Source organism: Streptomyces atratus (genome assembly GCF_014648655.1).
Taxonomy (GTDB): domain Bacteria; phylum Actinomycetota; class Actinomycetes; order Streptomycetales; family Streptomycetaceae; genus Streptomyces; species Streptomyces atratus.
This window is the reverse complement of the sequence record NZ_BMRN01000087.1, coordinates 1-13,959: the sequence shown is the minus strand read 5'-3', so window position 1 is coordinate 13,959 and position 13,959 is coordinate 1. Positions and strand designations below refer to the sequence as shown.

Below are 13,959 nucleotides of genomic sequence, written 5' to 3'. Positions count from 1 at the left end.
GCCGACGACAAGACGATCTGCTGCACCGATGCCAACGGCGTGGCGATCGTGGCGATTCAGGCACTTCACCGGCAACTCACAGACCTTCAGGCTGAGGTCAGGGAGCTCCGGGCGCAGATGGTTGAACCGGCAGCACACGCACCCGGTGCGGTGACCCCGAGGGTCTGACCATCGGGCTGGGTACAGCGGTTGTGGATGGAATGACGCGGGTACGCGCCGCGACCGTGCCTGTGTTCTGTGACAGCGAACCTTCACCGATTGACGGCGAAGTTTGGTCACTCCGAGGCGAATGACCGTGAGAGGGGTGTGGCCCCGGTATTGGCCGGGGGCCACACCCCTCTCACGCACCGAGGTGGAGCTGGGCGCGCAGTCTCTAGAGGACCGCCAGGGTGAAACCCCGGTTGATGTACTGCCCACTTGTGTCAAGGACGAAGACGGCGATGCTTTGCGGGTCGTTGTTGCACGTCGCGTAGGGTCCCTTCCGCGCCACTACGGTGCCGGCCCAGTACGGGGTGGTCAGGACCGTGCTCTTCGCCACGTCGATGTCGTCGGAGACCTTCACACAGAATGCTCCTGTGGAAAACTTCGTGACCGACACGATGTTCTTGGCTTCGAGCAGATCCCCATTCTCGTTCACCATGGCCGAAGCCTGGGTGTAGGGGGAGGTCACCGGCTTCGGGGCCGCGTGAGCGGCCGGAGCGAGGGCGGCCGTCAGGGCGACGGCGGGCACCAGAGCGGCAACGATGCGTCGCATCATTGTCCTTTCAACTCGTGCGCTGAAGATGCGCGTTAACTTCACGAGCCGAGAAGTACCCCCTCACTCCTCAGCAGACATGCCAACGGTCCCCCGGTTCTGCCGCAATCCACCCGCAAGGAGTGCATTGAACCAGCCGGATGGGCGGCGCACCCAGCAAGTGAGCCCCCTGCCGCGCTGCTGACCCGACGGCCGTCGAGCGCGTTGACCTGGGCGGTCAATCTTCTTGGCACGAACTGGGCGGTGGGCAATCTTCGATGTCAATCGAGGAAGGTTGACTGTCACAGGACAGCCTGTGCTGCGTCTTCTGATCGCGAGTCGCGGGCCGCTACGCTCCATGTATGCCGCTGGTTTTGGGCCGGGCGCACAGCACGACGCTTGGGAGCCCTCATGGCCCGGAAGAGTTTCGCCCTCAACAAGGAACCGCACATTGCCGAGATCGGCGATGACTTTGTGCTGGAGTTCCAGCCCGAGGTGATGGGCGACGAGTACCTCGACGCGTACGAGCGTCTTCAGGATCGGTACAAGAACCTCGGGATCGAAGACGGCGACCTGACCGGCGCTGCGCCGGGCGCGGCGCGCGAGGCTGCCGCGGCCGTCCGTGAGTTCGTCAGCAGCCTGATGATGCCTGACTCCGCGGAGCAGTTCGCGGCTACGCCTCTGCCGGAGCGCATCGTCGTGGCGTTGCTGGAGTGGACGCAGGAGATCTACGGAGGAGGCCGCCCTTCTGGGTCGTCGAACGGCTCTGCCACAGCATCGCCGCCTCCTGGGGGTCGTGGTCGGGCCACCTCGCGCTCAGGGGCGTCGACCCGCACACGTGGACGCTGAGGACGATGCTGAACGCGGCTGAGGCCGCGATGGACGAGACTGCCGAGGACGACGCGGAGCGGCAGCGGAATCGGGCCAGGCTGTACGCACCACCGCCAGGCGAGCGGCGGCGGTCAGCTGAACGGCCGGCAGGGGCGGGGATGACGCGGGCGCAGGCGTCGGCGTTGACGGCGCAGTTGGAGGCGGAGGACGCGAGGCTGAATGGCCGTCGCGGATAGGCTTGCATTGCTGCTGGTTCTGGGCCGAGCAACCACCACGAGGTCTCGTGAGGTTGCTCGATGGCCGACGACGTTGATGGCTCGGCTCGCATCCGGATCACCCTGGACGATTCCGGTGTTGCCGCTGAAGCGCGCGCGCTCGGTGTGCGGATCAAGGGCGCGATCGACCGAGGGATGCGTGGGGTCGGGCGTGACCTGGAACGGCAGCTGCGTGCGGTCCAGATCACCGTCACGCCGAACCTGCGCCGGTTCGATGCCCAGTTGCTGGCCGGCCTCCGGTCACTGGAAAGTATCAACGTCCCCGTCTCGCCGGACCTGACCGGGTTCGTGGAGCGGCTGAGGGCGGCGCTCGCGGGCGAGGAACTGTCCGTACGGGTCGTCCCCGACCTGGGCGACTTTGATGCCCGGCTGCGGGGGCACAACATGCCCACGCTGAACGTCCCCGTCAATCCGGACGTCAACAACTTCACGCGGGCCCTGCGAGGGCTGACATCCCTGGCGAGCGGCGCGGGGTCTGTCCTGGCCAGTGCGTTGCAGTTCGGGGCGATCGGTGGCGCGGCACTGGCCGCTGCTGCTGGGATCGCGTCGTTCGTCGGCTCACTCGCTCCGGCGATCGGGATCGTCGCCGCGCTGCCCGCAGTGATCGGCGGCGTAGTCGTCGCGAACTCGGCCCTGAAGCTGGCCTTGTCCGGGGTGGGCGACGCGTTCGGCGCGGCGCTGGGCGACGACGCGGAGAAGTTTGAGAAGTCGCTCGAAAACCTGTCGCCTGCGGCCCAGGCCGCCGCCCGCGAGCTACGGGCGTTGAAGCCCCAGTTCGACTCGTTGAAGTCGACGGTTCAGGACGCGTTCTTTGCCCCGCTGAAGGGGCAGATCACCGGCGTTGCGCAGGCCCTGAGCGGCCCTCTCAAGTCCGGACTGGCCGCTGTGGCGGGGAACTTCGGCCTCGCTGCCCAGCGGGTCGGGTTCTTCCTCCAGAGCGCCACCGGTATCAAGTCGATCCAGGGCATTCTCCAGGGGACCACGCAGGCCACCAGCGGGCTGGCTGCTGCGATCGGCCCGGTGGTCTCCGGACTGACTCAGGTTGCCGGCGCGGTGTCCAAAGCCTTCGGGGCCCAGACCGGCAACGCGATCGCCTCCCTCGGGGCGCGGCTAGGAGGCTTCCTTCAGCAGGCAGCGCAGGGCGGGCAGGCCGTTGCATGGGTACAGGGCGCCCTCGGAGTCTTCCGGCAGCTGGGTGCAGTGGTCGGCCAGGTCGGCGGCATCCTCGGGGACGTGTTCGGCGCCCTGGCGGCCGGAGGCGGCGGCTCCCTCGGGGCACTGACCCAGGTCCTGACGACTGTCCGATCCCTGATCCAGCCGTTGTTGCCGCTGATCACTCAGCTCGCCCAGTTGTTCTCGACCGTTCTTGGCGGTGCGCTGTCCACGCTCGCGGCCGTGCTCGGCCCGGTCATCTCGTTGATCTCCAGCACGCTGATGCCCCTGATCCCGGCTCTGTCTATCGTGGGCATGTTCTCCGGGCTGGGCGGCAAGATTGTGGCCGCGATCGGTGACATCGGCAGCAAGATCATGGGGAAGATCAAGGGCGGGCTGCCGTCGTCGGTGCGGGGGCTGTTGCCGTTCGCGAACGGCGGGATCGTCACCGGGCCCACTCCCGCGCTGATCGGTGAGGCGGGGCCCGAGGTTGTCATTCCGCTCACCCGGCCGGCGCGTGCCCGCCAGCTCGCGGAGCAGTCCGGTCTTGCGGACCTCTTGGCCGCGGCCAGCACCCCGAAGGCGCAGGGGAGCGCGGCCCGGCCGGGCGCGGTCATCACGAATCACTGGACGATCCACGAGGCGGGGGACGCCCACATGACTGCCAGGCGCGTACTCAACCGGATGACGCTTGCCGCAGGGGTGGTGTGATGTTCGCCGACTTCATGAACCTGGGCGGGGTCGAGATCTTCAACTCGGCCCGGCTGGAGGCGTATCTGGCGAGTGTCGGGCATCCCCTCGACAGCGTCGGGGCGTGCGGGTGCCCGACGTTCACCGCCGAGCACGTCGGGGATGAGCCGTATACGACACCGTGGGAGGACGAGGCGCCGTGGTGGGACGAGGACGTTCCCGAGTCCTCTGATTTCGCCGGCTTGCTCGTCTTGGACGTCGAGGGCATGGACGACCACCCGGTGACGCGGTCGGTGACGGGGGCGGTCACCGGGGGTGCCGCGCTCGGCGCGCCGCGCGTCCAGCCCCGCACGATCACCGTGACTGGGGTGCTCCTGGGCGCTACGTGCTGCGGTGTCGCGTACGGGCTGCGATGGCTGTCCCAAGCCCTGTCCGGGTGTGGTGACGGGTGCGGTGGGGACTGCCTCACCGTGTACAACTGCTGCCCACCCGAAACCGAAGACATCGACGAGTTCGTGAAGCGAAACCGCCGGACGCTGCGCCGCGTCGCCCTGGTCGACGGGCCGCGCGTCATCGCACGGAACGGCAACGGCTGTACGGGCAGCGGGATGTGCCAGTCCGGCGCGGACGTCCTCACCGTGGAATTCGTCCTCACCGCCGGAACGCCGTGGCTGTGGACCGACCCCGTACCCGTGCTCGACCTCCCGGTCCCGACCGATGATGGGACCGAGTGCATCACCTGGTGCATCCACCGCGGCCCGGAAGGACCGCCGGACCCGGTATGCATCGAGCCGTCCGACACGGCCTGTGCGACCCCGGGCGCAGTGACGGCCGAACTCACCGACGCGGCGTGCGAGGTGGCCTGGCCGGCGCTGGAGCCCGTACGTGATCCGTGTGACGCGACGTGCCGCCTGGCCGCGTGCCCGGACCCGGAAGACCTGTGCGGTAACCCGTCCTGCAAGACGCCGACGCCGCCGGTCCTTCCGCCGCCGGAGACGTGTTTCCGGCACGCTCTGGCCGTCAACACCGAGACGTACGAACTCGACTTGAGCAGCTGGCCGCGGTGGTTCGGCGCGGTGCCGGTCATTGAGGTCAGTGCGGGAAGCAGTGACCTGCGGCGCGTCACGATCACTCTGTATGAGCGGACGGCTGAGCACGCGGGGCTGTCGTGCGACGAGGTGGTGGAACTGGAGCGCTGCAACCCTCACAGCACGTACGAGATCGCTTTCGTGGCAGCGGGCGGCGTCATGACGCTGGACGGTCAGGTCGGCCGCGCGACCGTGGAATGCCTGGGCCGGTGCGAGGGCACCACGGACGCGTATGGGCGCGACGGCGGGCCACTCGCCTTCCCGCTACTGACGTGCGACCGGTACTGCGTCGAGGTGGCCGCTGACGCGATCGTGCCCCCGGCCCCCGACGCGACGGTGACGGTGTCCCTGAGCGGCCGGGAGTACTGACCGTAAACTCCGGGTGCTGCTGGTTCTGGGCCGGGCACCACCACCACCCTGGGGGTTGCTGTGGCAGCTGGCTGCGCGTCGCATACGGCGCAGATCACCGACCGGGACGGAGCCGTGGTCTCCACGGCCGACATCCTGCTGGAGGTCGAATGGTCCCGGACGCTGGACGACATCTCGACCGCCCGCGTCCTGATCGCCCCGGATGCGGACTGCTGCGCCAGCCTGTCCCGCGTCCGTTCCTGGCGCCACAAGCTGGCGATCTACCGGGACACAGCGCCCGTGTGGGAGGGGCCGATCACCGCACCGGAGTGGACGGCCGACGGCGTGGAGATCAGTGCTGTGGACATCCTTGGTTGGCTGGACAGACGAGTGCCCCACAGCGACCAGCAGTTCGTGGCGCACGAGTTGACTGAGATCGCGGCGTGGCTCATCGATGACGGGTTCGCGCCAGACGACCCGGGCCACAGTGTGGAGATCATCGGCCCGACCCGTATCCACGGTGACCGCGCCTACCAGGTCGACGTCGGACAGACCGGTGACCACCTGCGCGACCTGGCCGCGACCGGCCTGGACTTCACCGCCCTCGGCTCGAAGATCATCGTCCTGCCCGAGGACCATTACGCCCGCGTCGGCTCCCTGACGGACACGGATTTCAGCAGTCCGCTCGTCGTCGCGGAGGACGGCCTTGCGCTTGCCACGCGATGGGTCATCCACGGCAAGGACGCAGTGAAGGGGGAGGCGGGCGGCATCCACCCCTACTACGGGCTGATCGAGCGGGTCGCTGAGGAGACATCGATCCTGGATGACGTCTCGGCGGAGGCTGCGGCCTGCTCCCGCTTGCAAGCCAGTAGCCCGGCCCCGGTGTTCATCGACTCCCAGGAAGCCACCCTGGCACCGGACGCGGGTGTGGACGTGCCGGCCCTCGTGCCTGGCTGGTGCGTGGATGTCACGACCACCCAGACCTGCCGCACCATCTCCCAGAGCCTCAAGATCGCCACGGTGAAGGTGAAAGAGGACAGCGCCGGGGAAACGGTTTCGGTGCAGCTCACCCCGGCAGGGGTGTGACTGTGGCTCTGCGAGGCTCCGCGCCCAGGCGCTCACCGGACAACCCACTCGCCGGCGTACTCCGCGACCTGGACCGTCGTACCCGGTCGATCGAGCACCAGCCCAAGACCAGCCCCAGTCCTGGCCCCCAGGGCGAGCCCGGACCACCCGGGCCCGAAGGGCCGCCCGGCCCCGCCCCGGCCGCCACAATCGCGGCCACCGACCACGAGGGCCGTGCCACATGGGTGTTCGGCGCCCCACTCGCTGCGCCGCCCGTCATCAGTGCCGTGCCCGTCGCCCAGGAGGACGGGCCGCTGACCGTCACCGCCGAGGAGGTCACCCGTACATCCGTGACGGTGCGGGTGTGGCGCACCCGGCCCGTGCTCGGCCTCGGACTGCTGCCCGCCGTCCCCGCGGCCCAGGTCGACGTCCATCTCACCGCAACGCCCGCCACCACCTGGCCAGGTGACGACCAGGACGGCGGTTAAGCTCGGTGCAGTCGCTGGTTTTGGGCCGGACTCGCTTCGAATGGAAGAGGTGAGTCCGATCGCGAGTGTTTGTGCATGCTCCGAGTACTTCAATGTGGATGACACCGGAGAACTGTGCCTCAACAAAGGCACGATGGGTCTCCGGAAAGTCGTCCAGTTCGGATCTCCCGGCACGTACAAGTTCACGAAGGCGGCTTACCCCTGGCTAGCCCGTGTGCGGGTCAAGGTCCAGGCTGGTGGGGGCGGCTCGGCCGGCGCCGACGCGAACAGCAAGCAGCTGATTTCCCGGCCTGGTGGGTCGGGCGGGGGCTACTCGGAGTCGGTGATCGAGGTCGGCGCTCTCGCGGGTGTGGAGTCGGTCGTCGTCGGTGCGGGTGGCGCAGGCGGGGGTGGCAACAACGCCGGCAGCGCGGGCGAGGCGTCGTCCTTCGGGGGCACGGTGACCGCTATCGGCGGGAACGGTGGCGGGGACGGCATGACGACCGGCACGACGAACACGACCAGCAGCGGCACCAGTGCGCCGTTGGCAGGGAAGGGGCAGATCACCATGGGTGGCGGGCCCGGTGAGGGTGCGATCCGGATGGGGATGCGTGGCCTGTCCGGGAGGGGCGGGGACTCCCATCTCGGGTTCGGTGGGTACGGCCGGTCGACGTCCGGGCCGGGGGGTGCACCGCGCGGACGTGGTGGCGGGGGCGGTGGCGCGTTCTCGTCGGACGGGGCGAAATACGACGGAGCCCCCGGGGGAGCCGGGATCGTAATTATCGAATTGTTCGGTTAGTTCGCTTTACGGGTATTCGCCGTTGCGCTGCTTATCGGGTTTGCCGACGGCGACAGCTACGCTTGTGGTGCCGCTGGTTCTGGGCCGGGCCAACTCTGACTTTGGAGTGGTCCAGTGGCCCGATGCGGGTGTGGCACAGACAGGTGCTCGTGCGTGATCGTCGCGGGCGACGGTATCCAAGTCGACGGCGCAGGCAGCCCGTCCAACCCCGTTGTGATCACGGCGAAGCCGGCCCCGCTCGTCGTCGCTGATAGCAGCTGCATCACCCTGAGCGGCGGGGGAACCACCGCGGCCCCGCTCATCGCGGCGCCGCGCCTGGACCCGGCCCCGGGAAACCTCCTGACGTGTGGACCGGGCGGGCTCCTCGTCGCCGGGGGTACGGGCGGCACCGTGGTTACGGGATGCGGCCTGACGGGAGACGGGTCACCCGGCGCGCCAGTGTCGGCGACCGTCTCTGCGTGGCCGCACACGTGCTCGCTGGACGATGAGGGCGGACTCGTCTACTGCGACAGCACGGGCGCGCTACGGTCCGAGCCGCGCGGGCGCGCCTCGTTCATGGAGGACGGTGTCAACAAGACTTATCCCGTCACGGCGGTACCTGCGGCAGTCAACACTCTGATCGAGACCCGATCGCTCACCATCAAGAATCCTGACCTCTGCCGTCCGGCGTTCGCGATTGTGGAGGTCGAGCTCGACGTCGGCTTCACGCTCCCGCCGAACTCTGGTGCGTCGTCCCAGATCGGATCGAACGCGGTCAACTACTTCGACAACCGGGGATCCGGTGTCTCTGCGTCCGTGCACAGCATGGCGACCATGGTTTTCCAGCGCACCATCCCGCCCGGGGCAACTCTCGTCGAGCCGCTGAATATTCGCATGGGCCGAGGCTCCGGCGGCGCCACATACAACCGCATCGAGACATACATGCGGGCATTCGTCTTCGTTCTCTGAGGAGCCGTTTCATGGGAATGCACTACTACAGGTATGCCGATGGGTCCGTCTCTGAGAGGGATTACTCCGGTGACGGTGAACCGGATGTGCCGGAGGGTGCGTCAGAAATCACCCAGCAGGAATACGAGGAGGCCAAAGCTGCCCTCGATGCCGAGCAGGCGGAGCACGTGGCCGAGCTCGACGCGGAGGCCCAGGAGCGTGCCCGTCAGGACTACGAGGCGCTGATCGCGGCAGGCATCCCGGCGGAGACCGCAGCCCGCATGTCCGGGTACAACCCGCCACCGACCGTGGACGCATCGGAGGGCGCGTGATGGCTGCTCCGATGAGTGCTGACGCGTTCCTCCAGGCGCTCCGTGACGAGGGCCTGGAGGTTGTCGAGGTCGGTAACTGGCGTACCCACAACCGGAACAGCCGGGGTGCGTGGGGTCCGGTGAACGGGGTGATGATCCATCACACCGTAACCAGGGGCACCGCGGCCACGGTCGGGATCGTGCGCCACGGGTACGCGGATCTGCCGGGGCCGCTGTGCCACGGAATGATCGCGAAAGACGGCCGGGTCCACCTGATCGGCTATGGCCGCACGAACCATGCCGGCCTGGGGGACGGCGACGTGCTCCAGGCGGTCATCGCCGAGAAGCGCTTGCCGTCGGACAACGAGGCGAACACCGACGGGAACAGGCACTTCTACGGCTTCGAGTGCGAGAACCTCGGCGACGGCAAGGACCCTTGGCCGGCGGCCCAGCTCGAAGCGATCGAGAAGGTGAGCGCGGCGATCTGCCGTCACCACGGCTGGAGCTCCCGCTCGGTGATAGGCCACAAGGAGTGGCAGCCTGGCAAGGTCGACCCGCGCGGCTTCAACATGGACGGGATGCGTGACGGCATCGGTGTCCGTCTCGGGAGCAAGCCGAAGCCGAAGCCGCCCACCAGGCCGGCCTTCCCCGGCCGGGACGCGTTCGGCCCCGGCAAGTCGAGCGCCTCGATCAAGCTTCTCGGCCAGCAGCTGGTCCGCCGCGGCTACGGCAAGCACTACCGGGTCGGGCCGTCGAAGTCCTGGGGCGAGGCAGACCGCCTCAACGTGCGGGACTTCCAGCGCTCCAACAAGCAGCTGAGCGGCGACGCCGACGGCTACCCCGGCCCCCTCACCTGGTTCGTCCTGTTCTCCTGAAAGGCCTCCGACGATGTTCACTTCCGCCTTCTGGCTCGCCACCGCTGAGCGCGCCGTACGTACTGCCGCGCAGACCCTCGTGGCGACGCTCGGCCTCGACACTGTCGGCGTCCTCGACGTCGACTGGGGCCAGGGCCTCTCGCTCGCCGGGAGCGCCGCACTCCTTGCGGTCCTCACCGCGATCGCCACGTCTGGGAGGGGTGACGGGCCGGGGCTCACGGAGACCGTACGGACCCGCACATGACTCCGTCGTCGGGCGGCGACCGGGTCGCCGTCGAACTGGCCGAGATGCGCGGAGAGATCCGGACCGGATTTGCCGAGCTGAACGGCCGTCTCGACCTCGCGCTGCAACGGACTGCGGCGACTGAGTCGGACATCGACGCGCTACAGAACCGGGTCGCTGCGCTGGAGCGTGGCCGCTGACCGCTGCCGGCGATCGCTGCGGTGACCGGCGTTGCAGGGGCGGCAACCGGCCTGGTCGCGCTCTTCCGGTGATCTGCTGTTGGCGTCCGCGCCGACGGCACTTTGATGGGAAGCTTGCCCCACGGCTGCTGTGCGGCGCGGCATGGACTTCCCATCGAGTGCCGTCGACGTGGACCACATCGAGCCGTTGGCGCTCGGCGGGACGGACACGGACGGGAACGTGCAAGCGCTCTGCCGCCCGTGTCATCGCATGAAGACCCGCGAGTACCGCGCGCACCGTGGAACGTTGCACCGGGACGGATCTATTGGCCCACGACTACGACCTGGCTTCCTACGAGGCTTCCTTGGCACTTGGGTGAGCCGCAGCGAGGACCCACGGCATACCAATGCCGCTATAGATGTCCGGCCTCTTGTTCGTGCTCCACTGCTGCTGCTTGTAGGACTTGCCCTCAAAGGACACCAGTTCGTCGGCGGTGTCGTAAGTCTTCTCAGGGTCCCACGGCAATGCATCTGCCATTGGTCTCACCCCTCTCTCTAGTCGCCTACACACCGATCCGTGCGGATCTTCCCATGAGCGTCTGGGGCCGCAACAGCGATCCCTGCCGACGAGTTGGAGGGGTCCCCATGCCAGGTAAGCCCCGCCCCCTTGTTCAGTCCCCGGCTGCCCAGAGCCGACGTAGGCGTCAGGCGTCAGTTCGGCCCGCGACAGCGGGATGACGGGCGATCCTCCGTAGGGTTCTGCCTATGACCAGCACCGGAAATCGCGTGCGCAAGATGAACCAACTATCACGTGACGATTGACGCTCCGATCAGCGGAGACACATGAAGCCGCGGACCGGCCTTGGGTTGCTCGTCCCGCGGACGCGGTGGATGTGCACCACTGTCGCTCGGGGCGAGGACACAGACGGGAACGTTCAACCGCTCTGCCGTCCGTGGCATCCCATGAAGGCGCGTGCGGACTATGGGGTTCAGGCTCCGCCGTTCTAACTCTTGGAACGTCAGTTGCCGTTCATGTCGACAAAGTTGACCGGGTCGTTCCTGCTAAAGGTGTACTGGTTGAAGCTACTCGGAGTAATGCCACTAGCGGAGACGGTCTGGAATCGCACGCCAGAACTACCAGACGCGTCCACTACGGAAATCTTTTCGGGAATAGCGCTCCCGCCGCTGACGACGATCACGGGCTGTCCGTCGCGGTACTCGATGGACAGTTTCCCGATGTCCTCGGGCTTGACCTGGTCGGCCGGGATCGGCGCGGGTGCCGTCGCTTCGGGCGTGATCCGGGCCTGGGCAGGCCCCTTGGCGTTGGGCGTGTACTCGGGCATGTCGTCTCCTCATTGGTCCGGCACGCTGCCGACCTGATCAGAGGGTTGCAGCACAGAGCCTCACCGGGCAGCGACACAAGGCGGGACGGCTGAGAATCGACAGGGTGGCGCAAAGGAACCATCTGTGCGAGCCCTGACAGGCGCGACGCCCCCACCCCTTGGTCGGTGATCCTCCATGCCCGTGGGCGTTGATCCGCGCGGCGGCGGGGCGCAGCAGGCCGTGAGGCCGGGAGCGGTATGGCATGGCATGGCACAACGGTAAGGGCACCGTGTGACACCTGGAGGCGGTGCGCCCTGCCGCTGGAGGTGGTCAGTCGTCGGTGGGCTCTGGGTGTCGGACGGCCTTCTTCACGGCCATCTCGACGTCGACCCGGTTCTCCTTGGTCGCGGCTGCGTGTTCCGTGATGGCCGCCTGGACTCTCTCGGCGGCCTCCCTCCACGCCGTTCACGCGCCCTCGGGCGGGGAGGCGGACAGGGCTGACTACTGCGCGTCCATGGCCGCGCGAAGGAGCTGGATCAGTTCGTCTGTCGGTCGGGTGTTGCCCTGGGGGGCCTCGACGCACTGTTGCGTCCGGCGACTGCATGGGTACGGTGCGCGGCACATCTCAGGAGGTTCCTATGACCCGGCACCTGCGCAAGGTCGGCACGAACTCCGGTAACGACGGCTGCCCGACGTTGTATGAGGTCCCCGGCACGGACCGGTACGTCGTCCAGGGCGACCGCGTCACCGACCCCGGTGAGCTCACCCAGCTCGACAACCTCACCGAGAACGAGGGCGCCGTGACCGTGCCCCGGGAACTGCTCGCCAACTTCGGGCCGAAGGAGCCGGTGCACGTGCCGCAGCTGATTGGCTTCGAGGAGTTCGGCGCCATGTTCGCCAAGGTGAAGCACTCCGCTTGGAGGCTGGAGACCCGCCGCCGGTATGCCTCCGACGAGGAGACGGAGACCTACGCCCAGTTCGCTGCAGGCGAGCCCGTGACCTGGGACCTGGACGACGAGTGGTGCACCAACCGCCGGGAGCGGTCGGCACTCGGGGTCAGGTTCGAGCGGGTGAGGATCCTGGACGAGCCGCCGACGCCGGGGCAGCTGTACCTCCTCGACAACGCACGGCGGAACGCGGCGGTCGGGGAGGACATCCGCACCCTGCCCCGGGCCCAGGCCGAGGAGCTGAGACTGCCGGCTGAGGACTTCTGGATCTTCGACAGCCGAGTGGTCGCACTGCTCCGCTTCGACGACGAGGACCAGATGACCGGGGTCGAGCTGATCACGAATCCCGTGGAGGTCCTGCGGTACGCCCAGGTCCGCGAGGCTGCTTGGCACCATGCCGCCCCGTACGACCAGCCGCGGCGGTAGCTTCGATATGTGAGCACGGACTATCAGCAGGCCAGGGCCTCCCTCGGCGCGCGGCTGCGGGAGCTGCGCGCCGAGGTCACTGGCCGGGACCTCGCAGCCCGGTTGGGCTGGCCACAGTCCAAGGTGTCCAAGCTGGAGACGGGGCGGCAGACGGCGACGTCCTCGGACCTCAAGGCGTGGGCGGAGGCGACCGGACACCCGGCGGTGGCCGGTGAACTCCAGGCGCGACTGGAGGGGATGGAGTCCCATACGCGGTCGTGGCGCCGGCAGCTCCGGGCCGGGCACCGGCCGGTCCAGGACGCGCTGACCGTGGAGTACGAGCGCTCGTCCGTGCTCCGCGCCTGGCAGAGTTCCATGGTGGTTGGCCTGCTCCAGACCCCGGACTATGCCCGCGCCGTGTTCACCCGGTACGCCGAACTCCACCGGTCGCCCCGCGACATAGAGGAGGCGGTCCGGGCCAGGATGCGCCGACAGGACATGCTGTATCAGCCCGGTCGGGTGTTCTACATCATCATGTGGGAGGCCGCGTTACACGCCGGGGTGTGCCCTCCGGCCGTGCTCGCCGCACAGTTGGACCGGCTGGTCGGGATCATCGGCCTGGACACCGTGCGCCTCGGGATCGTGCCTTTCGGCGCGCAGGTCGCCGTCCCGCCCGGTCCTGGGTTCTGGACGTACGACGACCGCCTCGTGATCGTCGAGGACTGGCACGCGGAGCTGTGGCTGGACGACCCGGAGAGCCTGGGCGTGTATCAGCGGGTGTGGGATGCGTTCGACGCGGCGGCCGTGTACGGGTCGACGGCGCACCGGCTGATCAGCAGGGCGAGGGCCCAAGTAGAGCGTCCGTAAGCATCCCCGGGAATCACTGGACGGCGCCGGAGAATATCCGAGAATCAACGGCGACTTTGATTCGCGTCCGTCCATAACGTCCAGGTCATGGCCCCACGGACACGCAATCCGGGCTCGGAGTGGCTGGCGCTTGCCGCCCCGGACCCGGTGGGAATTCATCGGGTATGGGCGCAGGATCAGCTTGCTCGGATTCCTTCAGGTCGGCTCTGGCTGGCCGTTGAAGCCGACCTCATGCGATCTGTCGCTGCGATGCAGCGCATAGGGCCGGACCGTCTTGGCCCTGTGCTCGTCTACCCGTCAGCCGACCTTGCATGGTGGCTCGTGCCCTGTGGGGCTGAGGACGTGCTGGCCGACCTCGGACGGCTCACTGTCCAGCCCAAGGGGTGGATGCTGCGGTGTCCGCCGGCTGAGTGGTACGTCGGCGGCCGGGGGTGGCTGGAGAAGCCTGACGGCT

General features: G+C 68.1%; 16 protein-coding genes and 1 pseudogene. 14 read left to right on the top strand and 3 right to left on the bottom strand.

The window, feature by feature from the left end; genetic code table 11:
- Window positions 1–373: 373 nt before the first annotated feature.
- Window positions 374–754, bottom strand: coding sequence for a hypothetical protein (locus tag IEZ15_RS41825; RefSeq protein ID WP_189282196.1), 381 nt, complete (start codon window positions 752–754; stop codon window positions 374–376).
- 390 nt (window positions 755–1,144) lie between these two features.
- Here IEZ15_RS41825 and IEZ15_RS41820 point away from each other — a divergent pair, with 390 nt between their 5' ends.
- The 12 genes and pseudogenes from IEZ15_RS41820 to IEZ15_RS46035 all read left to right on the top strand — a co-directional run.
- Entirely contained in the window at window positions 1,145–1,582 is a 438-nt protein-coding gene (locus tag IEZ15_RS41820; protein WP_189282195.1) for a hypothetical protein, read from the top strand.
- A 278-nt stretch (window positions 1,583–1,860) separates the two neighbouring features.
- Complete coding sequence (locus IEZ15_RS41815) at window positions 1,861–3,702, top strand: lysozyme family protein (RefSeq protein WP_189282194.1); 1,842 nt, start codon at window positions 1,861–1,863, stop codon at window positions 3,700–3,702.
- Complete coding sequence (locus IEZ15_RS41810; RefSeq protein ID WP_189282193.1) at window positions 3,702–5,138, top strand: hypothetical protein; 1,437 nt, start codon at window positions 3,702–3,704, stop codon at window positions 5,136–5,138. The genes IEZ15_RS41815 and IEZ15_RS41810 overlap by 1 nt, the downstream gene beginning before the upstream one ends.
- A gap of 60 nt (window positions 5,139–5,198) precedes the next feature.
- Window positions 5,199–6,203 carry a hypothetical protein gene (locus IEZ15_RS41805; RefSeq protein WP_189282192.1) on the top strand — a complete coding sequence of 335 codons (1,005 nt, stop codon included), beginning with the start codon at window positions 5,199–5,201 and terminating at the stop codon, window positions 6,201–6,203.
- A gap of 2 nt (window positions 6,204–6,205) precedes the next feature.
- Window positions 6,206–6,670, top strand: coding sequence for a hypothetical protein (locus IEZ15_RS41800; RefSeq protein ID WP_189282191.1), 465 nt, complete (start codon window positions 6,206–6,208; stop codon window positions 6,668–6,670).
- Window positions 6,671–6,803: 133 nt separating this feature from the next.
- Window positions 6,804–7,448, top strand: coding sequence for a glycine-rich domain-containing protein (locus tag IEZ15_RS41795; RefSeq protein ID WP_229846525.1), 645 nt, complete (start codon window positions 6,804–6,806; stop codon window positions 7,446–7,448).
- A gap of 438 nt (window positions 7,449–7,886) precedes the next feature.
- Window positions 7,887–8,396, top strand: a complete 510-nt coding sequence (locus IEZ15_RS41790) for a hypothetical protein (RefSeq protein WP_189282190.1) — start codon at window positions 7,887–7,889, stop codon at window positions 8,394–8,396.
- An 11-nt stretch (window positions 8,397–8,407) separates the two neighbouring features.
- Window positions 8,408–8,707, top strand: coding sequence for a hypothetical protein (locus tag IEZ15_RS41785; RefSeq protein ID WP_189282189.1), 300 nt, complete (start codon window positions 8,408–8,410; stop codon window positions 8,705–8,707).
- A complete protein-coding gene (locus IEZ15_RS41780; RefSeq protein WP_189282188.1) occupies window positions 8,707–9,561 on the top strand; it encodes a peptidoglycan-binding protein in 855 nt (284 codons plus the stop codon). The genes IEZ15_RS41785 and IEZ15_RS41780 overlap by 1 nt, the downstream gene beginning before the upstream one ends.
- 13 nt (window positions 9,562–9,574) lie before the next feature.
- Window positions 9,575–9,805: a holin gene (locus IEZ15_RS41775; RefSeq protein WP_189282187.1), complete on the top strand. Its 231-nt coding sequence runs from the start codon at window positions 9,575–9,577 to the stop codon at window positions 9,803–9,805.
- The gene (locus IEZ15_RS41770; protein WP_189282186.1) at window positions 9,802–9,984 is read left to right on the top strand and encodes a hypothetical protein; all 183 of its coding nucleotides are present in this window, start codon (window positions 9,802–9,804) and stop codon (window positions 9,982–9,984) included. The genes IEZ15_RS41775 and IEZ15_RS41770 overlap by 4 nt, the downstream gene beginning before the upstream one ends.
- A 142-nt stretch (window positions 9,985–10,126) precedes the next feature.
- Window positions 10,127–10,240, top strand: a pseudogene (locus IEZ15_RS46035) (HNH endonuclease); the annotation flags it as partial.
- Window positions 10,241–10,315: 75 nt separating this feature from the next.
- Here the strand turns inward: IEZ15_RS46035 and IEZ15_RS46030 are convergent.
- Both IEZ15_RS46030 and IEZ15_RS41760 read right to left on the bottom strand, forming a co-directional pair.
- The gene (locus IEZ15_RS46030) at window positions 10,316–10,501 is read right to left on the bottom strand and encodes a hypothetical protein (protein ID WP_229846526.1); all 186 of its coding nucleotides are present in this window, start codon (window positions 10,499–10,501) and stop codon (window positions 10,316–10,318) included.
- A 481-nt stretch (window positions 10,502–10,982) separates the two neighbouring features.
- Window positions 10,983–11,306: a hypothetical protein gene (locus tag IEZ15_RS41760; protein WP_189282184.1), complete on the bottom strand. Its 324-nt coding sequence runs from the start codon at window positions 11,304–11,306 to the stop codon at window positions 10,983–10,985.
- A gap of 618 nt (window positions 11,307–11,924) precedes the next feature.
- On the opposite strand from IEZ15_RS41760, the gene IEZ15_RS41755 reads away from it, so the two are divergent.
- On the top strand, window positions 11,925–12,659 hold the full coding sequence (locus tag IEZ15_RS41755; protein WP_189282183.1) for a DUF6879 family protein: 735 nt from the start codon (window positions 11,925–11,927) through the stop codon (window positions 12,657–12,659).
- 9 nt (window positions 12,660–12,668) lie between these two features.
- Window positions 12,669–13,505, top strand: a complete 837-nt coding sequence (locus IEZ15_RS41750) for a helix-turn-helix domain-containing protein (RefSeq protein WP_189282182.1) — start codon at window positions 12,669–12,671, stop codon at window positions 13,503–13,505.
- Window positions 13,506–13,959 lie beyond the last annotated feature (454 nt).